This is a genomic window from Frigidibacter sp. ROC022, assembly GCF_024723735.1.
Lineage (GTDB): Bacteria > Pseudomonadota > Alphaproteobacteria > Rhodobacterales > Rhodobacteraceae > SLM-1.
This window is the reverse complement of sequence record NZ_JANQDU010000001.1, coordinates 1251675-1270987: the sequence shown is the minus strand read 5'-3', so window position 1 is coordinate 1270987 and position 19313 is coordinate 1251675. Positions and strand designations below refer to the sequence as shown.

Below are 19313 nucleotides of genomic sequence, written 5' to 3'. Positions count from 1 at the left end.
GTCTAACCTGTGCCGCAGGACCAAAAATCCACTAGGGAGCGAAACATGAAGAAACTCTTGCTGGCCTCGGCCATTGCAGCCATCGCAGGCACATCTGCCATGGCGGAAGATATCAAGATCGGCGTGCTTCTGGGCTTCACCGGCCCGCTGGAAACGCTGTCGCCCGACATGAAGGCGGGGGCCGACCTTGCGGCCAAGGAAGTCACCGACTCGGGCTTGCTGCTCGACGGCGTCAAGATCGAGACGGTCCAGGGGGATACCGGCTGCATCGACGCCGGTCTGGCAACGGCCTCGGCGGAAAAGATGATCACCGCGGATGGCGTCAAGGGCATCGTCGGCGGCATGTGCTCGGGCGAGACCGGTGCGGTGCTTCAGAACGTCGCCCTGCCGAACGGCATGGTCATGATCTCGCCCTCGGCCACCTCGCCGGGCCTGTCGACGGTCGAGGACAACGGCCTGTTCTTCCGCACCTCGCCTTCCGACGCCCGCCAGGGCCAGGTGATGGCCGACATCCTGATGGATCGCGGCTACAAGGAAGTCGCGGTGACCTACACCAACAACGACTACGGCAAGGGTCTTGCCGACAGCTTCCAGACCGCCTTCGAGGCCGCCGGCGGCAAGGTGACGCTGAACGCCGCGCATGAGGACGGCAAGGCCGACTACTCCGCCGAAGTCGGCGCGCTGGCCTCGGCCGGCGGCGAAGTGCTCGTGGTTGCCGGATATGTGGACCAGGGCGGTGCCGGGATCATCAACGCCGCGCTGGATTCGGGCGCCTTCGATATCTTCATGTTCCCCGACGGGATGGTTTCGGAAACGCTGGAAAAGAACTTCGCCGACAAGACCGAAGGCTCCTTCGGCCAGCATCCGGGCAACGACAGCCCCGGCGGCGCCAAGTTCGAGGAACTGGGCAAGGCGGCGGGCTTCAACCCGACCAACGCCTTCGCGCCGGAAAGCTATGACGCCATGGCGCTGATGCTTCTGGCGATGCAGGCTTCCGGTTCGACCGACCCGCAGGTCTACAAGGACAAGGTGATGGAAGTCGCCAACGCTCCGGGCGAAAAGATCCTGCCCGGCGAACTGGCGAAGGCCCTGCAGATCCTCAAGGATGGCGGCGATATCGACTATGTCGGCGCCTCGGCGGTCGAGCTGATCGGACCCGGCGAAAGCGCCGGCAACTATCGCGAGATCGAGATGAAGGACGGCAAGATGGTGACGGTCGGCTACCGCTGAGCGTCGGAACTTCCAGAGCGGCCCGGAGATTTTACCGGGCCGCTTCAATGCATTACAGACCGTAATTCAAGCGGTGAGGGTACCCTGGGGGAGGGTCTATGATCGAGGTCCGCGACCTCCACAAGCATTTCGGCGCCTTCCGTGCCGTCGATGGCGCCTCGATGACCATCGCCAAGGGCGGGATCACCGGGCTGATCGGTCCGAATGGGGCCGGAAAATCTACACTTTTCAACGCAATAGCCGGGGTTCTTAAACCAACCTCCGGCCAGGTGCTGATGCAGGGCGAGGACATCACCGGCCTGCCGCCGCATGACCTGTTCCACAAGGGTCTGCTGCGCACGTTCCAGATCGCGCACGAATTCGGTTCGATGACGGTGCGCGAGAACCTGATGATGGTGCCCCCGGCCCAGACCGGCGAGGCGATCATGGCAAGCTGGTTCCAGCGCGCCAGGATCCGCGAGGAAGAGGCCGTTCTCAGCAAGCGTGCCGACGAGGTTCTGGATTTCCTGACCATCTCGCATCTGGCCGAGGAGAAGGCCGGCAACCTCTCGGGCGGGCAGAAGAAGCTTCTGGAACTGGGCCGGACCATGATGGTCGAGGCCAAGGTGGTGTTCCTCGACGAGGTCGGCGCCGGGGTGAACCGCACCCTGCTGAACACCATCGGCGACGCCATCGTGCGGCTGAACAAGGAACGCGGCTATACCTTCTGCGTCATCGAGCATGACATGGATTTCATCGCCCGGCTCTGCGATCCGGTGATCGTCATGGCCGAGGGCAAGGTGCTGGCCGAGGGCCCCGCCGACCACATCATGGAGAACGAGGCCGTGATCGAGGCCTACCTGGGCCGCGGCCTGAAGAACAAGGCGGTTCCGGCATGAGCCAGCCCTTTCTGATCGGCGAAGCCATGACCGGCGGCTATGGCGCCACGGACATCCTGCACGACTGCACCGTCGCGGTCGAAAAGGGCCAGATCGCGGTGATCGTCGGCCCCAACGGCGCCGGGAAATCCACCGCGATGAAGGCGGTCTTCGGAATGCTGACCCTGCGCAAGGGCCGCGTGGTGCTGGACGGGCAGGACATCACCGGCCTGTCGCCGCAGGACCGGGTCGCGGCCGGCATGGGCTTTGTGCCGCAGACAAACAATGTCTTCGTCTCGCTCAGCGTCGAGGAAAACCTGGAAATGGGCGCCTTCCTGCGTCACGACGACATCCGGCCGACGCTGGAGCAGGTCTATCATCTGTTCCCGGTCCTGCGCGACAAGCGCCGGCAGGCGGCGGGCGAGCTGTCGGGCGGCCAGCGCCAGCAGGTCGCGGTGGGCCGGGCGCTGATGACCCAGCCGAAGCTGCTGATGCTCGACGAGCCGACGGCGGGGGTCTCGCCCATCGTGATGGACGAACTGTTCGACCGGATCATCGAGGTGGCGCGAACCGGGATCTCGATCCTGATGGTCGAACAGAATGCCCGCCAGGCGCTTGAGATCGCCGATCAGGGCTATGTGCTGGTGCAGGGCGCCAATGCCTATACCGGCTCCGGGCAGGACCTGCTGGCCAATCCCGAGGTGCGGAGGAGTTTTCTCGGTGGCTAGGCGGCGCATGTTCATCACCCTGCCCGCCCTGCTGTGTCTGTCGGCCTGCGTCTCTGCCTCGGATGACCCGCTGCTGTTCGCCGATTGCACGCTGACCGACGAACCCTCGGCCACAACCCTGCACCTGCGCCTGCGCCGGACCTATCCGGAAGACCCGAGGGCGGCCTGCTGGAAGGACGACAGTTTCGACGGCCAGTCCTGCCTGATCTATGAAGGCATCCGGGGCGATCATGCCCTGTTCACCGAAGAACACGACGAGCTGACCATCTCGGCAGACAATGTCGGGGTCTACCGGACCTTCTACCCGGACGAACCGCAGAGGACCTATCGCGGAAGCTGCACAAGGGGGCCGCTGCTGCAATGAGATGGGGCCTGATTCTGATCCTCACCAGCCTGCCGCTGCATGCCGAGGTCTGGGCGCCGGGCCAGCCGCCGAGCTGGATCGTCACCTCCGGAGACGGCGAACCCGAAGACCCGGGCCTTCTCGAACCGCCGGAACGGCCCAATGCCGACGAGGCCTGGGTCTGCGACCTGCGCACGATCTGCGACGAGATGCTCTGCACCCCGAACGCCGATTACGCCTGGGAGCGGATGATCGCCCGGCAGGGAACGGACTGGTGGGTCTTCGACTATCCCGGCGGCGAGGGCGCCCGGGTGGAGCCGCTGTCGGCCCCGGATGCGATCCGGCACGGCGCCGTACTGGCGCTGCGCGCCGCCGCTCCGTCCCCGGACGCCCCGGAGGCCGTCACCTATCTGCGCCCCGACCTGCGGGCCCTGGTCACGACGGTGATGCCCGAGGGCGAGCCGCTGATCTCGTCGAGCTGGGGCAGATGCGAGAAGATCACCGGATGACCCTGCCAGCCACAAACAGAGCGGAGCGCCAATGGACCTGTTGAACGCGATCGTCGCGGTGCTGAACTATGTCTTCATCCCTGCCGCCTCCTATGGCGCGCAGCTGGCCCTGGGCGCCCTGGGCGTCACCCTGATCTACGGCATCCTCCGGTTCTCGAACTTCGCGCATGGCGACACGATGGCCTTCGGCGCCATGGTGACGATCCTGGTGACCTGGGGGCTGCAGGCCGCCGGGGTCAGCCTCGGGCCGCTGCCGACGGCGCTGCTCGCCCTGCCCTTCGGGATCGCAGCGACGATCCTGCTGGTGCTGCTCACCGACCGCGCCGTCTATCGCTTCTACCGGCGGCAGAAGGCAGCGCCGGTGGTCTTCGTCATCGCCTCGATGGGGGTCATGTTCGTGCTGAACGGCATCGTCCGCTTCATCATCGGCGTCAATGACCAGAATTTCTCGGACGGCGAGCGGTTCATCATCTCGGCCCGGACCTTCAAGACGATGACCGGGCTGAACGAGGCCCTGGTGCTCAAGACCTCGCAGGCGCTCACCCTGGTGACGGCGGGAATCGCCGTGGCGCTGCTGTTCTGGTTCCTGAACCGGACCCGCACCGGCAAGTCGATGCGGGCCTATTCCGACAACGAGGATCTGGCGCTGCTCTCGGGCATCAACCCCGAGCGGGTGGTGATCTACACCTGGATGATCGTCGCGGCGCTGGCGACCACCGCGGGGGTCCTCTATGGCCTCGACAAGAGCTTCAAGCCCTTCACCTATTTCCAGCTTCTGCTGCCGATCTTCGCCTCGGCCATCGTCGGCGGCCTGGGCAACCCGCTGGGCGCGATTGCCGGCGGCTTCCTGATCGCCTTTTCCGAGATCGGCGTGGTCTATGCCTGGAAGAAGGTGCTGGGCTATCTGGCGCCGGAGGGCTGGGAACCGGACGGGCTGGTCCAGCTTCTGTCCACCGACTACAAGTTCGCGGTCTCGTTCGCGATCCTGATCATCGTGCTGCTGTTCAAGCCGACCGGTCTGTTCAAGGGGAAATCGGTATGAGGGGACCCATCCTTTTCGCCATCATGGCGGCGCTGATCGTTCTGGTCGGTGAAAGCCAGAGCTGGAACACAGCGCTGAACATCGTGAACATGGGGCTGATCTCGGCGATCATGGCGCTTGGCGTGAACATGCAATGGGGCTACGCGGGCCTGTTCAACATCGGGGTGATGGGCTTCGTGGCCCTGGGCGGGCTGGGCTGCGTGCTGGTCTCGATGCCGCCGACGGGCGAGGCCTGGGCGGCGGGCGGCGCGCGCGTCCTGCTGGCACTGGCGGTCGGCGCCGGGGCGATCGGCGCGGCGATCCTGACCTGGCGGAAGATGCCGCGCGGGCGCTTGCGCGGAGCGGCGGTGGCGGTGGTGCTGATCGCCGGCTTCCTCCTGTTCCGCTACCTCTTCGACCCGGCGGTCGAGGCCATCGAGGCGGTGAACCCGGCGCAGACCGGCTATCTGGGCGGGCTCGGCCTGCCGGTGATCGTGGCCTGGCCGGTCGGCGGCCTGCTGGCGGCGGGCGCGGCCTGGATCGTCGGCAAGACCGCCCTGGGCCTGCGCTCGGACTACCTGGCGATCGCGACGCTGGGCATCGCCGAGATCATCATCGCGGTGCTGAAGAACGAGGACTGGCTGGACCGGGGCGTGAAGAATGTCATCGGCGTTCCGCGCCCGGTGCCCTACGAGATCGACCTCCAGCAATCCGCGAGCTTTGTCGACTGGATGCAACGCTGGGGATTCGACCCGGTGGTCGGCAGCTCGATCGTGGTGAAGCTGGCCTATGCCGGGCTGTTCCTGGCGGTACTCCTGATCCTGATCTGGCTGATGGAAATGGCGCTGAAATCGCCCTGGGGCCGGATGATGCGGGCGATCCGCGACAACGAGACCGCTGCCGAGGCGATGGGCAAGAATGTCACCAGGCGGCATCTGCAGATATTCATCCTCGGCTCGGCGGTCTGCGGGCTGGCCGGGGCGATGATGACCACGCTCGACGGCCAGCTGACGCCGGGCGCCTATCAGCCGCTGCGCTTCACCTTCCTGATCTGGGTGATGGTGATCGTCGGCGGCTCGGGGTCGAACTGGGGCTCGGCCCTGGGCGGGATGATGATCTGGTTCTTCTGGGTCGAGGCCGAACCGATCGGCAAGGCGATGATGGATCTCATCACATATCCGATGGCCGATGGTTCCTGGCTCAAGGGGCATCTGCTGGACTCGGTGCAGCACATGCGGTTGCTGGCCATGGGGCTGGTGCTGCTTCTCGCACTGCGCTTCGCGCCGCGCGGCCTGCTTCCGGGCCGCTAGGGGCACGCGCCCCCGGCAAAGCGGCATCAGGGACTGGCCGACAACGGCCGGATCGGGCTATGCCTAGGGTCACGCCGCCTTGTCGGCAAAAAAAGTTGGTGACCGGCAACCCGAAATCCGAAAGAAATGATTACCAGCGTCAATTGTCTGACCCCGGCCTCAGGGTCGGGGGATTCCAGGGAGGAAACCATGACACACCCTACTCGCCGCAAACTGCTTGCCGGTTCCGCCACTGCCCTTGCCGCGCTCTCGGCCCCCGGGCTGATGCGCCACGCCTATGCCCAGGACGTCATCACCCTGCGCCTGCATCAGTTCATGGCCCCGGTCGCGACCTTGCCGACGCATCTGCTCAAGCCATGGGGACAGGAGATCGAGGCCGCCTCGGAAGGCCGGCTGGTGATCGAGCATTTCGACGCCATGTCGCTGGGCGGGCGTCCCGGCGACCTGATCGACCAGGCCCGCGACGGTGTGGTCGACATCACCGTGACCCTGACCGGCTACACGCCGGGCCGGTTCCCGGGCTCGGAAGTCTTCGAACTGCCCTTCATCATGACCGACTCGGTGGCCACCGCCCGGGCCTACAACAAGATGATCGAGGACGATTTCCAGGCCAGTGAATTCGCCGGGATCAAGATCCTGTCGGGCTGGGTGCATGGCCCCGGGGTGATCCACTCTGCCGAGCCCATCACCAAGCTGGAGGACATGTCGGGCAAACAGATGCGTGCCCCGACGCGGGTCATCACCGACCTGATCTCGGAACTGGGCGCCACCGCGGTCGGGATGCCGCTGCCGCAGATCCCCGAGGCGCTGTCGAAAGGCGTCATCAACGGCACCGTGATCCCCTGGGAGATCACCCCCTCGATCAAGCTGGCCGAGCTGGTCCACAACCACACCGAGTTCAAGTCGACCGAGGCGCTCTATACCGCGACCTTCGTCATGGCGATGAACCAGCCGAAATACGACAGCCTGCCGGACGATCTGAAGGCGATCATCGACGCTACGACCGGCGACAAGATGGCCGCCGCCACCGGCAAGATCATGGCCGATGGCGACGCGCCGGGCCGCAAGATCGCCGTCGATGCCGGCAACAGGATCATCGAACTGGACCAGGCCGAGGTCGACCGCTGGAAGGCGGCCTCGCAGCCGGTGATCGAACGCTGGGTGGCCGATGCGCAGGGCAAGGGGCTGGACGGCGCGGCGCTGATCGAGAAGGCCCGAAAGCTGATCGTCGAGATGTCGGTCTAGAGCGGATACGGAGGTCGGGCGGCGCGCCGCTGTTGCGCCGCCCCGCGTCCTGCTGGCGGAGCTGAGATGTACAGAACCCTCGAGAGCTGGGCCCGCGGACTGGCCGTGCTGATGGCCTGGGCCGGCGGTCTGGCGCTGCTCCTGGTGGTCGCACTCACGGTCGTGTCGATCCTCGGCCGGGCCGGAGACAGCCTCGGCCTGGGCCTGAAGCCGCTGCCGGGCGACACCGAATATGTCGAGTTCGGCATCGGCTTTGCGGTCTTCGCCTTCCTGCCCTGGTGCACCTATGCCCGCGCCCATGCCAGTGTCGATCTGCTGCAGCCGGTGCTGGGGCGGCGGCTGAACCGGCTGATCGACCTGATCGCCGACATCGGCATGCTGTCGCTGGCGCTGCTGCTGACCTGGAGGCTCTGGCTCGGGATGCTCGACAAGCGCGGCTATCACGAGACCACATTCATCCTGCGGGCCGAGATCTGGTGGGGCTATGCCGCCGGGATGGTCGGTGCGGTGGCCTTCTGCCTGGTCGCGGCCTTCGCGGTGCTGCGCTCGGCCCGCGCCCTGACCGGCGCCACCGAACAGGGCGGCCAGGCCGCATGAGCAATTTCGAGATCGGCCTCTGGTCCTTCCCGGTTCTGCTGCTGCTCGTCTTCCTGCGGATTCCGATCGCCCTGGCGATGTTCGGGGTCGGCATGGGCGGCATGGTGCTGGTCCACGGCACCACGCTGCCGGTGCTGTCGCAGCTCAAGTCGCTGACTTACGGCACCTTCGCAAGCTATTCCTTCTCGATCGTTCCGCTGTTCCTGCTGATGGGGCAATTCGCCTCGATCTCGGGGATGTCGGCCTCGCTGTTCAAATCCGCCGAGACCTGGCTGGGTCATCGCCGGGGCGGAGTCGCCATGGCCGCGATCGGGGCCTGTGCCGGCTTCGGGGCGATCTGCGGTTCGTCCCTGGCGACCGCCGCGACCATGGGTCAGGTCGCGCTGCCGGAACTCAGGAGATACGGCTATTCCGGGCGGCTGGCCACCGGCGCGCTGGCGGCCGGCGGCACCCTGGGCATCCTGATCCCGCCCTCGGTCATCCTGGTCGTCTATGCGATCCTGGCCGAGCAGAACATCGCCAAGCTCTTCGTCGCGGCGATGGTGCCGGGCCTGCTCGCCGCGATCGGCTACATGATCTGCATCGCGATCTATGTCCGGCTGTTCCCCGATCAGGCCCGGCCCCGCGACCGCGTGGCCTATGCCGAGCGGTTCCGGGCTCTGGTCGATATCTGGCCGGTCCTGATCATCTTCCTTCTGGTCGTGGGCGGCATCTATGGCGGCTGGTTCACTCCGACCGAGGCCGCGGCCGTCGGCGCGGCGGGCACCGGGCTGGCGGCGGCCTTCTCGGGCCAGCTGGGCTGGAAGCGGCTGGGCGAGGCGCTGCTGGGCACGGCCTCGGCCAGCGCGATGATCTTCATGATCATCCTCGGCGCCGGGCTGTTCAACGCCTTTCTGGCGCTGACCCAGCTGCCGCAGCATTCGGCGGAATGGGTGACCGCGCAGGGCTATGCCCCCTTCACCGTGCTGACGGTGGTGCTGCTGCTCTATCTGCTGTTCGGCTGCGTGATGGATTCGCTGTCGATGGTGCTGCTGACGGTGCCGATCTTCTACCCGATCATGTCGGTACTGGATTTCGGCGTCGCGCCGGGAGACTTCGGGCTGTGGTTCGGAATCATCGTGCTGATCGTGGTCGAGGTCGGTCTGATCACCCCGCCGGTCGGGATGAACCTCTTCGTGATCAACTCGCTGGCCCGCGACATCCCGATATCCGAGACCTTCCGCGGCACCCTGCCTTTCGTGCTGACCGACCTGATCCGCGTCTCGCTGCTGGTGGCCTTCCCCTCGCTCACCCTGGGGCTGGTCTGGCTGATCTACTGACCCGGCCGCCGCAAGCTGCTCAGACCTCGGCCTCGGCCGCCTGGCGGATGGCGCGGATGTTCTCTCCCCAGGCATCGGGCGCACCGACAGAGCCGCCCCTGAACACCGCCGAGCCCGCGACCAGCACGTCGCCGCCCGCCGCCGCCACCAGACCCGCCGTCGCCGGGTCCACCCCGCCGTCGATCTCGATCCGGATCGGCCGGTCGCCGATCATCGCCCGCAGCCGGGCGATCTTGGGCAGCGCCGAGGGGATCAGCTTCTGCCCGCCGAAGCCGGGATTGACGGTCATCACGCAGATCAGATCGACCATGTCCAGGATGTCATGCACCGACTCGACCGGGGTCGCCGGGTTCAGCGCCACCCCGGCCTTGCACCCTGCCCCGGCAATCGCCTGAAGCGTGCGGTGCAGATGCGGCCCGGCCTCGACATGGGCGGTCAGCCGGTCGGCGCCGGCCTCGGCGAAGGCCTCGATATAGGGATCGACCGGAGAGATCATCAGATGCACGTCCATGCAGGTCTTCACATGCGGACGCAGCGCCGCGACCATCGCCGGGCCGAAGGTCAGGTTGGGAACGAAATGGCCGTCCATCACATCGACATGAATCCAGTCGGCGCCCTGGGCCTCGACGGTTTCGCAGACGGCGCCGAAATTGGCGAAATCGGCGGCAAGGATCGAGGGCGCGATCAGGATCGGACGGGACATCGGGGCTTCTCCTCGGGCTGGGCGGGACCGGGTCCGGGAATGCGACGGATGCGCGGCAAAGGCAAGGGGCGCATGGCCGCATGGCCTGCGCTCAGGCGCCGTCGTCGATCCCGGCTTCGACCGGATCGGCATCGAAACCGACGATCGGAAAGCTGACCCTGACCGCATAGCGGGCGGGATCGTCCTCGGTCACCTCGGCGCTGCCGTGCATCTGGCCGGCGAAGGCCTGGATCAGGCTGGCGCCCAGCCCGGTGCCGCGGGTCTGCTCGACCGGGGCCAGCGCCGCGCCGCGCGAATTCGCCACTTCGAGCCGCGCTCTCTCGGTCCCCTCATGCAGCAGCCGCAGGGTGATCCAGGGCGCAGTTCCGTCCGCCGGCCGGCCGACGTATTTGACCGCGTTGGTGATCGCCTCGGCGGCCAGCAGCGACAAGGGCACCGCCTGATCGGGATACAGCTGGGTCGGCTCGTAGGAAGTCTCGATCCGGATGCCCCCGGTCGGCAGCAGCACCGCCTCGATGGTCTTGTCGACGATCTCCTTCAGTAGCTCGTCGGCCTGCACATGGCCCACCGTCGAGGTGCTGTAGAGCGCCCGGTGCACCGTGGCGATCGACATCACCCGCATCTGCACCTCCTTCAAGGCCGTCCGTGCTTCCGGCGCGGTGGCCTTGCGGATCTTCATGCTGACGATCGAGGCGATCAGTTGCAGGTTGTTCTTGACCCGGTGGTGCACCTCCTTCAGCAGCACGGTCCGGGTGTGGATGATGTTCTCCAGTTCCGCCTCTTCGCGGACCACAGTGGCGGCGGTCTCTTCCCAGGTCTGGTCGATCTCGCGGAATTCCAGCGGCTTGGCCAGCGGCGCCTTGGCGCTGTCGAGCCGCCGCGACGCGGAAAAGCTCTGCATCCTGGCCCGCAGCTCGGAAATGTTGCGGATCGCCAGCCGATGCACCGCCAGATAGGCCACGCCCAGCGAGACCAGCCACATCAGCGAGGCGAAGATCAGCGGCGACAGCAGCGTCGCGCCCAGCCCCCGGTCGATCCGCGCTACCGGCCAGGAGCCGAGCGCATAGGCGGTGTCCGAGATGATCGGCACCACCGCGAAGACCCGCTTTTCCCCGGCCACCGTCTCTCCGGTAAAGGCGGTGCGCGGCTGGCCGACGAAGGACTTCAGGCTTCGGTCGCGCGGCAGTTGCGAGCCATCGGCCGCCGACTTGCTTTCGGTGGAAAGCACCGCGCCCTCGTCGTTGAATGTGACCAGTTCGATCGGCCGATCGACCGAAAACCTCTCGCTGTTGCGAAACAGCCCCTGGTTCGGGATCGAGACCGCGACATAGCCGTCGAACGCGCCCTCCGCGTCGAAGACCGGCTGCGACAGGATGATGACCGAAGCGTTCGAAATCCGGCCGCGGGCACTGACGTCGATCCGCGGCTCCGGCCTGGCCAGCATCTGCTGGTGGACCGGCGAGGTCGACAGATCGACCGCGCCGCCGGACGATCCGCATTGCACCTTTCCTTCTGGGTCGATGAAGCCGGCAAAGACATATTGCGGATTCTGCCGCTGGAAGGTTTCGAAGATGCCGTTGCACTCGACCGGGTCCTGGCGGACCACCGGAAGCGCCGCCGCCAGCGCCCCGGCGACCGAGGCCCCCGCCCGCATGAAGCTTTCCTCCGAGGCCGCGGCCTCGGCGGTCAGGGCCAGGATCGCGCTTTCGGCCCGCGCGTCTTCCTCCTGCTCGACCTGCCGGGTCAGCGAGATCGCGATCAGCCCGATCGGAAAAAGCGCCACGGTCAGAAGCAGACCGACCCGGAAGGCCAGCCCGTCCAGCAGCCTTGGCAGTGCCATCCTAGCCGGCGAACGGCAGGGTCGAGAACCCGCCGCTCAGCACCGACATCGTTGCCTTGTCGGTCATGTCGAAGGACTCGTCGTCGCGCATCCCCAGCAGCAACACCAGCCGCGCCCGCGCCCGGTTGACGCGACTCTTCACGGTTCCGACCGCCACCCCGGTGGTCTCGGCGGCCTCCTCGTAGGAAAACCCCGAAGCGCCGACCAGGATCAGCGCCTCGCGCTGTTCGTCGGGCAGGGTCTGGAAGGCCGCCAGGAAATCGGTTAGCGCCAGCGCCCCGTCATGGCGGGGTTTCTCCGTCAGGGTGGCGGCCAGCGCGCCGTCGGCGTCGCCGACCTCGCGCCTTGCCTTGCGGCGGTCGGAATAGAAGGTGTTGCGCAGGATGGTGAACAGCCAGGCGCGGAGATTGGTGCCCGGCTGGAACCTGTCGATGTTGCGCCAGGCCTTGACCACTGCGTCCTGCACCAGATCGTCGGCCGCCACGCCGTCGCGGGTCAGCGATACCGCAAAGGCCCGAAGCGCGGGCAGATGGTCGATCAGTTCGTTCCGGGGATCAGGCGGGGCCGGTCTAGCCATTCACGCCGCCCTCCGAGCCGTCCTGGTCCTTGAGCTGCCGGAGGAGGTCCAGGAACCGCTCCGGCACCGCCTCTTCCAGCGTCTCGTTGTAGACCCGGCGCAGATTCTCGACGATCTGGCGCTCCAGCTCGGGGTGTGTCTCTTTGGGACTCGTCATCAGGTTCATTCGATTTTCCAGGGATGGTAGCACTTCACAGGCGCGAAAAACAAACCGTCACAGGGAACCAAACCCGCCAGCCCCGGGTTGGGTTCCCATCAATACCGAAAGAAGGACGTCAAAAATGGCCGCTGACGTGAAACCGCAGCTCCTTTCCGAGGTCGTGGCCGGCTTGCTGCCCTATGTGCGGCGCTATGCGCGTGCCCTGACCGGCGACCAGACCAGCGGCGACCGATTTGCCGCCGCGACGCTGGAGGCACTGTTGACCGACCGCTCGGTTTTTGAACAGGGCATGCCGCACAAAGTGGCACTGTTTCACGCCTTTCACCGAATCTGGAGTTCGGTCGGCGAACCGGTCGCCAGCGGCGAGACCGGCGTGGCTCGCCAGGCCCAGGCCCGTCTGGCCAGGCTGACACCCCACACCCGCGAAGCGCTGCTGCTGTCGACCATCGAAGACTTCAGCCGCGAGGAAATCGCCCTGATCATGGACCGCGAGCTGAGCCAGGTGGATCACCTGCTGGCCATCGCCGCGCGAGAGATGGAATCGGACATCAGCGGCAGGATCCTGGTGATCGAGGACGAGGCGATCATCGCGCTGGACCTCGAAACCATCATCTCGGAGATGGGCCACCGCGTCAGCGGGGTTGCCGCCACCCGCCGCGACGCGGTGCGGCTGGCACGGCGCGAACCGCCCGATCTGATCCTTTCGGACATCCAGCTGGCCGACGGCTCCTCGGGAATCGACGCGGTGAACCAAATCCTGGAAACCGCCGGCGATACGCCGGTCGTCTTCATCACCGCCTTCCCCGAACGGCTGCTGACCGGCGAGCGGCCGGAACCGGCCTTCGTCATCACCAAGCCCTATTCCGAGGAACAGATCCGCTCGGCTGTCAGCCAGGCGATGTTCTTTGCCTCCACCGAGACGCTGATCGCCTGAGCCCGTCCCGGCTCCGAGAAAGCCCCCGGCCGCCGCCGACCGGGGGCCTTCCGGCTCAACCCGGCGGTTTGCCCCGGACCGCCCGCGCCAGCATGGTGATCAGGAACAGGATCAGGAACACGCCGAAAAGGATTTGCGCGATCCCCGCCGAAGCGGAGGCGACACCCCCGAAACCGAAGACGGCGGCAATCAGAGCGACGACAAGAAAGGTCAGGGCCCAGCCTAGCATGGGGTTCTCCTTCGTTCTGGGGGCTGTCATGCGCCATGATCCGGCGCGCCATGTGGAAGAAACGCGCAGCGGCGCATCCGGTTCCCTTCCGACAGCGCGGATTGCGCAGGATCAAAGCGAAGACCGCTGCTCCGAGTCATTGTGGAACCCGAAAGCGATCACCACGTTGAGATGTGGACAGCTACAGGAGAAACCGACATGGCCACGACTTCTGCCGCCACCGGCTCGAAACAAGCCCAGGCCGACGCCTCGACCGCCGAACTGCAGGAACAGATTCTGGCGCTGAAGACCGACATCGCGGAACTGACCGCCTCGCTGGGCCGCTATGGCAAGGCACAGACCGAAGCGCTGAAGGCGCAGGCGCGTGACGGGCTGCGGGCAGCCTCGGAGAAAGGCACCGAAGGCATGGCCGCGGCCAGCGACTTTGCCGGGCAGAAATATGCCGAGACCGAGGAATATGTCCGGGCCAATCCGGCCACAGCGGTCGGCATTGCGGCGGGGATCGGCTTTCTGGTCGGTCTTCTGACCGCACGCCGCTAGGGTCCGCAGAGATGTTCGGCGCACTTCGCGCCAGCGCCGCGGACATCGCCCGCCGCTCGGCCCTCGGGGTGGCGGCGGCGATCCTGCTGATCGTGGCCCTGGGCTTTATCACCTCGGCGGGATGGTATGCGCTGAAGCAATGGGACGGGCCGGTGACGGCCGGGCTGATCGTCGGCGGCATCTATCTGGTGCTGGGGCTGGTGCTGATGCTGCTGGCCCGCGAACCGGCCCCGCCGCCCCCGCCGCCGCAGGAAGAAGTGCCGCCGATGCAGAGAGTGGTCGCCGCCTTCTTCGACGGGATCGAGGCCGGGTCCCGCGCCCGCCGGCCGCCGCCGGACGATCCGTCCCGGCGTCGCTGAGGAGAGGCGGGGTTGCGGCCGGCCCGAAGGCAACTTTAACTTCGTTGCGCAACAATTTGATATTGCGACAATATCCCTCGCCGCCACTTGAGACGGCGAGGGTCTTGCCCTGGCACACCCTGCCCGACCGCGGCCGCGATCGAAAGGTTTTGTTGAAAATCCCCAACAAGCCTTAGGCATTTGCTGCACGCCGCGGCAGCCGATCGTTAACCGGCATCGGGCCTTATGACGGCATCGGGGGCGTGGGGTCTCTGTGGTCATCCGGCCAGAACGGCCGGGTCAACACTGATGTCGAGGTGGTTCATGTCAGCGCTGTCTTGCCGGCGGCCGTGCGCATTCGCGCGGCGCCGAGCGGTTTCTTCCTGTTTTCGTCTTGTCCTGCAACTGGCCCTGGCCCTTGGCCTGACCCTGGCCACGGCCCCTGCCGTGCAGGCCCGTGCCGAGGTCTATCGCGTCTCGGGCGATCCGGGCGGCCCGGTCGAGACCCGCGTGGCGCTGGTCGAGCAACTGCGGGCCAGCCATGCAAGGGTCGAGATCGTCGGCGGCTGCTGGTCGGCCTGCACGATGTTCCTGTCATTGCCGAATGTCTGCGTCGCCCGCTCGGCCCGGTTGGGCTTTCACGGCCCCAGTTCCGGCATCCCTGGCATCGGACTGGCACCGGAGAGGTTCGACTACTATTCGCGGCTGATGGCGGCCTATTACCCCGAACCGCTGCGCAGCTGGTTCCTGGCCGAGGGGCGGCATATCACGGTCGGCTTCACCCGGCTTCGCGGGGCGCAACTGATCCGCATGGGAATCCGCGAATGCGGGTAGTTGGCGTCCTAGTGAGTCCCGGGTCCGTTGGACTTTGTCCGGGCCGCCGACCGCTCAGGTCGCGCTGCCGGCGACCGCGGTGCCAAGGTCGATCGTCTCCGCATCCCCGGCAGCGACGATCTGGGCCACCTGCCTGATCGCCGCACGCTGAACGCTGTCGGTCGATTCCTCGGCCACCAGTTCCAGCGACGCCCCGACATCATCGGCAATGGCCGGGTCCGTCCGGGCGAGCTGCACCAGCGCGCCGGCCATCTGGCCGAGAACCGAGTTGATCTGGGCCTGGGTCAGGCCCAGACGCCTGAGCCGGGCCAGAATGGCCGCCACGGTCCTGGAACAGTGGCCGGCAGTGCAGCCCGCAGTCAGCTCGGCAAGGTCGAAACCCGCCTGCGCCAAGGCCGGGCCCGGCAAGGCGAGCGTGGCGGCGGCGATGGCCGAAAGCAGGAAGTTGCGCGCGATCATCCGAGCTGTCCTTACCCTGAACTCTGCCGGTGTTTTATAAACGCATTTTCGAAAAAACGCAATAACGACGACAAATACATACAGACCGAGGCCGGAATGCATATCTTTACCTTTTGTTAATAATTCCTAATCCACAATTCCACGACATCGGGGCCGCGATTCACCCGCGCCCCTCCCATACCCGGAAAGCGCGGAGGGTTATTGCACCGCCGCGGCGAGAAATTGATGCCGAATGGACATTCCCCGAAATTCCGACCCCGACGCCCGGCTGAACGCGCCGCGTTGTTGGCTGGCGTGGTTTCGGCATTCCCTATCCGGAGAACGTGAAAGACGCCAATGGCACCGGCAATCAAGACCATCGGCCCCTGGCTTGCCGTGATGCTTCTCGGCTTCGCCGCCCTGCAAAGCCTGGTCGCGTTCCGCAGCGAGTTCGCCGCCTTCCGCCTTGGCCGGCAGCCGCCCGGGTTGCGGATACCGGCCCTGGGCCGCGCGACGGTGGAACCGCCCGCCTCCTTCCGGGCCCGGCGCGAGCTGCTGGACAGTTGCGACCGGGGCCTGCGCGGTCCCTATGGCGCGTTTCAGCCGGTCGAGTTGCGGCAGGGGCTGGTGCAGACCTGTGCCCGGGCGGCGGACAGCATTCTGCGCCGCAGCCCGACCGACAGCATGGCCTTTCTGGTCGCCGCCGAGGCGGCTCTGCAGGCCGGGGACCGGCCCCGGTTCCTTGGTGATCTGGCGCTGTCGCAGCGCACCGCGCCCGCCGAGGGCTGGCTTGCGCAACGGCGGATCGACCTGATCGCCCCGCAGATCGCCGCATCCGCGGAACCGGGTCTGCAACAGATCGCCCGTGCCGACCTCCGCCTGCTGTTCCTGAGCCCGGCCTACATCCCCTTTCTCGCCCGGCTGCATGACAGCCATCCGGCCCTGCAGCCGTTGATCACCGCAGTGGCCGAAACCGTCCGGCCCGCGCAGCAACGCCGGTTCCTGAACGCGCTGCGGGCGCTGAAGGGATGACGGGGGCCAAGGACCCGAGCGCCCGTCCGGGCGCGGATCAGGCCACCGAACCGGGGCTGCGCCAGGCGCTGCACAGGGCCGCGGCGCGGGGCCGGGCCCGATGGGCGGAAAATCCGACCGATTTCTTCCGTCTCGAACCCCCGGCCGCCCCCGCCATCCCGCCGGAACCGGCCCGGCTTTCCGATCCGGCCGGCGGGCGGGCGGATCCTGCCCCGGAGGAACGGATGCGGCCGGTCAACCGCGTGGTCGCGGGCCTGCTGACCGGCATCGTCCTGCTGGCACCGCTGCCCGCCGGCAGCGACCGGCCCGCCGCCTGGATGCTGTGGAGCACGGTGCTTCATGCGACGGCCTGCCTCTATCTGGCCCGGACGGCGGCGACCGGGGCCCTGGGCGGAATGAAGCTGCGGCGCTTTCCGCTACTCCTGTTGCCGCTGCTGCTGCTTGGCTACGGGCTGTTGCAGACGCTGCCCCTGGCCGGGCTGCTGCGGGCCTGGATGCTGCCCCTGCCCGACACCGGCGCCCCGGCCCCGCGCAGCATCAGCCTGGCACCCGAAGCCGGGCGGATCGGCCTGTTGCGGATGAGCGCCAGCTGCCTGTTCTTCGTGCTGATGCTGGAAGCCTCGGGCCGCCGCGACCGGGCGCAGCGGATCGGCATGGCGATCATTGCCGGCATCGCGCTCTATGCCGTCTGGGGCATCGTGGCGTTGAAACTGCTGGGCGATGTGCATTTCTGGGGGCCGAAGCAGGCCTATCGCGGGGTGGCGACCGGCCCCTTCGTCAACCGCAACTCCTTCGCCACATTCCTGGGCATGGGAGCGGTGCTGGGGCTGGCGATGATCGTCGAGCGGACCCGCAGCCGGCAGGTGACCCCGGCGGGCCGACACACGGCAGGCCCCGAGACCGTCTCGCTGGCGCTGATGTGGAGCGCTCTGGCGCTGATCCTGATCTGCCTGGTCGCCACCCAGTCGCGGATGGGGCTGTTGGCCACCGTGCTGGGCCTGGCCGTGGTCGTGGCGATCTCGCCGCGCAGGCCCGGGATCGGGGGCGCGAAGCGGACAAGGCGCCGCTGGCGGATCGGCCTGGGCCCGGCGCTGCTGCTTGGCCTGGGGCTTCTTGCCTCGTCCGGGATCGTCGAGCGCAGCCTCTTCACGCTGAACAACGCCGATACGCGCGTCGAGATCTACCGGCAGGTGCTGGCCATGCTGGCCGATCGGCCGCTGACCGGCTTCGGGGCCGACAGCTTTGCGCTGGCCTTCGAACTCTATCACCGGCCCGCCCTGGCGACCCATCTGGTCTGGGACCATCCGCATTCCTCCTATCTGACCCTGTGGAGCGATTTCGGGCTGATCTTCGGATCGCTGCTGCCGCTCGCCGGGCTGGCGGCGGGACTGCACCTGGCGAGGGTGCTGGCCGGGCGGCGCGAGGCTGTCGCTCTGGTCGTCGCGGCGCTTGCGGTTCTGGTCCAGAACGCGGTGCATTCACTGGTCGATTTCAGCCTGGAGATGCAGGCCAACCTGTTCGTCTTTCTGGCCATCCTGGCGCTCGGCCTGTCACGGCGGCGGCTGGCGGTAGCGGCGAGCAATCGGCAGACCCGCGGCCCGGCACAGGCGCCGCCGGGAACGGGGATCGGGGCGTGAGCGGGCGCGGCTGGCTGGACCGCCTGTTGGGCACGGCGCGGCAGGACCACGCCGACCCGGTCGCCCGGGGGCAGAGCCTGAACCGGCCCGACGCGGTGATCTATGCGGTCGGCGACCCGCACGGCCGGCTGGACCTGTTCCGCCGGCTGGAGCGGCTGATCCTGTCTGACCCCGACCGGCCCGCGACGCAGCCGGCGCTGCTGGTGGTGCTGGGCGACATGCTGGACCGGGGTCCGGCCAGCGCCGGGCTGATCGAGCACCTGCTGGCGCCCCCGCCGAGGGGGCTGGAGCGGATATGCCTGATGGGCAATCACGAAGCCATGGCGCTGGCCTTCTTCGCCCGGCCCGATCCGGCCGCGCCCTGGCTGAAGCTCGGCGGCGCCGAGACCCTGGCCTCCTACGGGATCGCGCCGGACCCGACACTGGGCTACCGGCTTCCGGCCCGGCAGCTTGCGGCGCGGATCGACGGCCATGTTCCGGTGCCGCATCTGGCCTTCCTGCGCGGCCTGCCGCTCTGGCTGCGGATCGGGCCGCACTTCTTCAGCCATGCCGGGCCCGACCCGGCCCGCAGGCTCGACGCGCAACGCCCGCACGAATTGCTGTGGTCGCGGGCCTTCGATGCGGCACCGACCAAGCCGCCGCCCGATCTGGGAAACGGGTTGGCCGTGCAGGGCCATGTCCCCCTGCCCCGGGCCGAGCGTCGGGGCTGGCGGCTGGGCGTCGATACCGGCGCCTGCGCAACCGGTAGATTGACGGCGGTGCGGCTGCAGGACGGCCAGGCGCCGGCCTTTCTCGAAGCGGTGGAGACATGAGTGGCCGGAACCGAAAACGCAAACCACCCGGCAATGGCGCCATTCGGAAACCGGAAATGAACCGAATGGGCCAATCCGAC

Annotated in this window: 23 protein-coding genes; 17 read left to right on the top strand and 6 right to left on the bottom strand. The window is 67.3% G+C overall.

Annotated elements, in window-relative coordinates:
* The first annotated feature begins 45 nt into the window (after nt 1–45).
* The 10 genes from NUW50_RS06125 (at nt 46) to NUW50_RS06080 (ending at nt 9159) form a co-directional block, all read left to right on the top strand.
* On the top strand, nt 46–1230 hold the full coding sequence (locus tag NUW50_RS06125) for an ABC transporter substrate-binding protein (protein ID WP_258288177.1): 1185 nt from the start codon (nt 46–48) through the stop codon (nt 1228–1230).
* A 98-nt stretch (nt 1231–1328) separates the two neighbouring features.
* On the top strand, nt 1329–2108 hold the full coding sequence (locus NUW50_RS06120; protein WP_443135082.1) for an ABC transporter ATP-binding protein: 780 nt from the start codon (nt 1329–1331) through the stop codon (nt 2106–2108).
* Nucleotides 2105–2815: an ABC transporter ATP-binding protein gene (locus NUW50_RS06115; protein WP_443135081.1), complete on the top strand. Its 711-nt coding sequence runs from the start codon at nt 2105–2107 to the stop codon at nt 2813–2815. The genes NUW50_RS06120 and NUW50_RS06115 overlap by 4 nt, the downstream gene beginning before the upstream one ends.
* Nucleotides 2808–3179, top strand: coding sequence for a hypothetical protein (locus NUW50_RS06110; RefSeq protein ID WP_258288176.1), 372 nt, complete (start codon nt 2808–2810; stop codon nt 3177–3179). Before NUW50_RS06115 ends, NUW50_RS06110 begins: the two co-directional genes overlap by 8 nt.
* Nucleotides 3176–3667: a hypothetical protein gene (locus tag NUW50_RS06105; RefSeq protein WP_258288175.1), complete on the top strand. Its 492-nt coding sequence runs from the start codon at nt 3176–3178 to the stop codon at nt 3665–3667. Before NUW50_RS06110 ends, NUW50_RS06105 begins: the two co-directional genes overlap by 4 nt.
* A gap of 31 nt (nt 3668–3698) precedes the next feature.
* On the top strand, nt 3699–4709 hold the full coding sequence (locus NUW50_RS06100) for a branched-chain amino acid ABC transporter permease (protein WP_258288174.1): 1011 nt from the start codon (nt 3699–3701) through the stop codon (nt 4707–4709).
* Entirely contained in the window at nt 4706–5998 is a 1293-nt protein-coding gene (locus tag NUW50_RS06095; protein WP_258288173.1) for a branched-chain amino acid ABC transporter permease, read from the top strand. The genes NUW50_RS06100 and NUW50_RS06095 overlap by 4 nt, the downstream gene beginning before the upstream one ends.
* 189 nt (nt 5999–6187) lie before the next feature.
* Nucleotides 6188–7243: a TRAP transporter substrate-binding protein gene (locus tag NUW50_RS06090; RefSeq protein WP_258288172.1), complete on the top strand. Its 1056-nt coding sequence runs from the start codon at nt 6188–6190 to the stop codon at nt 7241–7243.
* A gap of 66 nt (nt 7244–7309) precedes the next feature.
* Entirely contained in the window at nt 7310–7840 is a 531-nt protein-coding gene (locus NUW50_RS06085) for a TRAP transporter small permease (RefSeq protein WP_258288171.1), read from the top strand.
* Nucleotides 7837–9159 carry a TRAP transporter large permease gene (locus NUW50_RS06080; protein WP_258288170.1) on the top strand — a complete coding sequence of 441 codons (1323 nt, stop codon included), beginning with the start codon at nt 7837–7839 and terminating at the stop codon, nt 9157–9159. The genes NUW50_RS06085 and NUW50_RS06080 overlap by 4 nt, the downstream gene beginning before the upstream one ends.
* Before the next feature lie 19 nt (nt 9160–9178).
* On the opposite strand, the gene rpe is transcribed toward NUW50_RS06080, so the two are convergent.
* From rpe to NUW50_RS06060, 4 genes are all read right to left on the bottom strand, one after another.
* Nucleotides 9179–9862 (bottom strand): ribulose-phosphate 3-epimerase, encoded by a 684-nt coding sequence (gene rpe, locus NUW50_RS06075; RefSeq protein ID WP_258288169.1) that lies wholly within the window; start codon nt 9860–9862, stop codon nt 9179–9181.
* Between the two features lie 91 nt (nt 9863–9953).
* Nucleotides 9954–11702: a sensor histidine kinase gene (locus NUW50_RS06070; protein ID WP_258288168.1), complete on the bottom strand. Its 1749-nt coding sequence runs from the start codon at nt 11700–11702 to the stop codon at nt 9954–9956.
* Nucleotide 11703: 1 nt separating this feature from the next.
* Nucleotides 11704–12279, bottom strand: coding sequence for an RNA polymerase sigma factor (locus NUW50_RS06065; protein ID WP_258288167.1), 576 nt, complete (start codon nt 12277–12279; stop codon nt 11704–11706).
* The gene (locus NUW50_RS06060) at nt 12272–12436 is read right to left on the bottom strand and encodes a NepR family anti-sigma factor (protein ID WP_258288166.1); all 165 of its coding nucleotides are present in this window, start codon (nt 12434–12436) and stop codon (nt 12272–12274) included. The genes NUW50_RS06065 and NUW50_RS06060 overlap by 8 nt, the downstream gene beginning before the upstream one ends.
* Nucleotides 12437–12560: 124 nt before the next feature.
* Between NUW50_RS06060 and NUW50_RS06055 the strand changes: the two genes are divergently transcribed.
* On the top strand, nt 12561–13373 hold the full coding sequence (locus NUW50_RS06055) for a response regulator (RefSeq protein WP_258288165.1): 813 nt from the start codon (nt 12561–12563) through the stop codon (nt 13371–13373).
* Nucleotides 13374–13428: 55 nt separating this feature from the next.
* Here the strand turns inward: NUW50_RS06055 and NUW50_RS06050 are convergent, their stop codons facing one another.
* Nucleotides 13429–13602, bottom strand: a complete 174-nt coding sequence (locus NUW50_RS06050) for a DUF1328 domain-containing protein (RefSeq protein WP_258288164.1) — start codon at nt 13600–13602, stop codon at nt 13429–13431.
* Between the two features lie 198 nt (nt 13603–13800).
* Here NUW50_RS06050 and NUW50_RS06045 point away from each other — a divergent pair, with 198 nt between their 5' ends.
* From NUW50_RS06045 to NUW50_RS06035, 3 genes are all read left to right on the top strand, one after another.
* Entirely contained in the window at nt 13801–14142 is a 342-nt protein-coding gene (locus NUW50_RS06045; RefSeq protein WP_258288163.1) for a DUF883 family protein, read from the top strand.
* Nucleotides 14143–14153: 11 nt separating this feature from the next.
* A complete protein-coding gene (locus NUW50_RS06040) occupies nt 14154–14501 on the top strand; it encodes a phage holin family protein (RefSeq protein ID WP_258288162.1) in 348 nt (115 codons plus the stop codon).
* A gap of 426 nt (nt 14502–14927) precedes the next feature.
* A complete protein-coding gene (locus NUW50_RS06035) occupies nt 14928–15314 on the top strand; it encodes a hypothetical protein (RefSeq protein ID WP_258288161.1) in 387 nt (128 codons plus the stop codon).
* 54 nt (nt 15315–15368) lie between these two features.
* Here NUW50_RS06035 and NUW50_RS06030 read toward each other — a convergent pair whose 3' ends face one another.
* A complete protein-coding gene (locus NUW50_RS06030; protein WP_258288160.1) occupies nt 15369–15773 on the bottom strand; it encodes a hypothetical protein in 405 nt (134 codons plus the stop codon).
* Nucleotides 15774–16109: 336 nt separating this feature from the next.
* On the opposite strand from NUW50_RS06030, the gene NUW50_RS06025 reads away from it, so the two are divergent.
* Genes NUW50_RS06025 through NUW50_RS06015 form a run of 3 tightly spaced genes read left to right on the top strand, consistent with a single transcriptional unit; the run spans nt 16110 to nt 19233 of the window.
* Nucleotides 16110–16784 (top strand): hypothetical protein, encoded by a 675-nt coding sequence (locus NUW50_RS06025; protein ID WP_258288159.1) that lies wholly within the window; start codon nt 16110–16112, stop codon nt 16782–16784.
* The gene (locus tag NUW50_RS06020) at nt 16781–18421 is read left to right on the top strand and encodes an O-antigen ligase family protein (protein ID WP_258288158.1); all 1641 of its coding nucleotides are present in this window, start codon (nt 16781–16783) and stop codon (nt 18419–18421) included. Before NUW50_RS06025 ends, NUW50_RS06020 begins: the two co-directional genes overlap by 4 nt.
* Nucleotides 18418–19233, top strand: a complete 816-nt coding sequence (locus NUW50_RS06015; RefSeq protein WP_258288157.1) for a metallophosphoesterase — start codon at nt 18418–18420, stop codon at nt 19231–19233. Before NUW50_RS06020 ends, NUW50_RS06015 begins: the two co-directional genes overlap by 4 nt.
* Nucleotides 19234–19313: the final 80 nt, after the last annotated feature.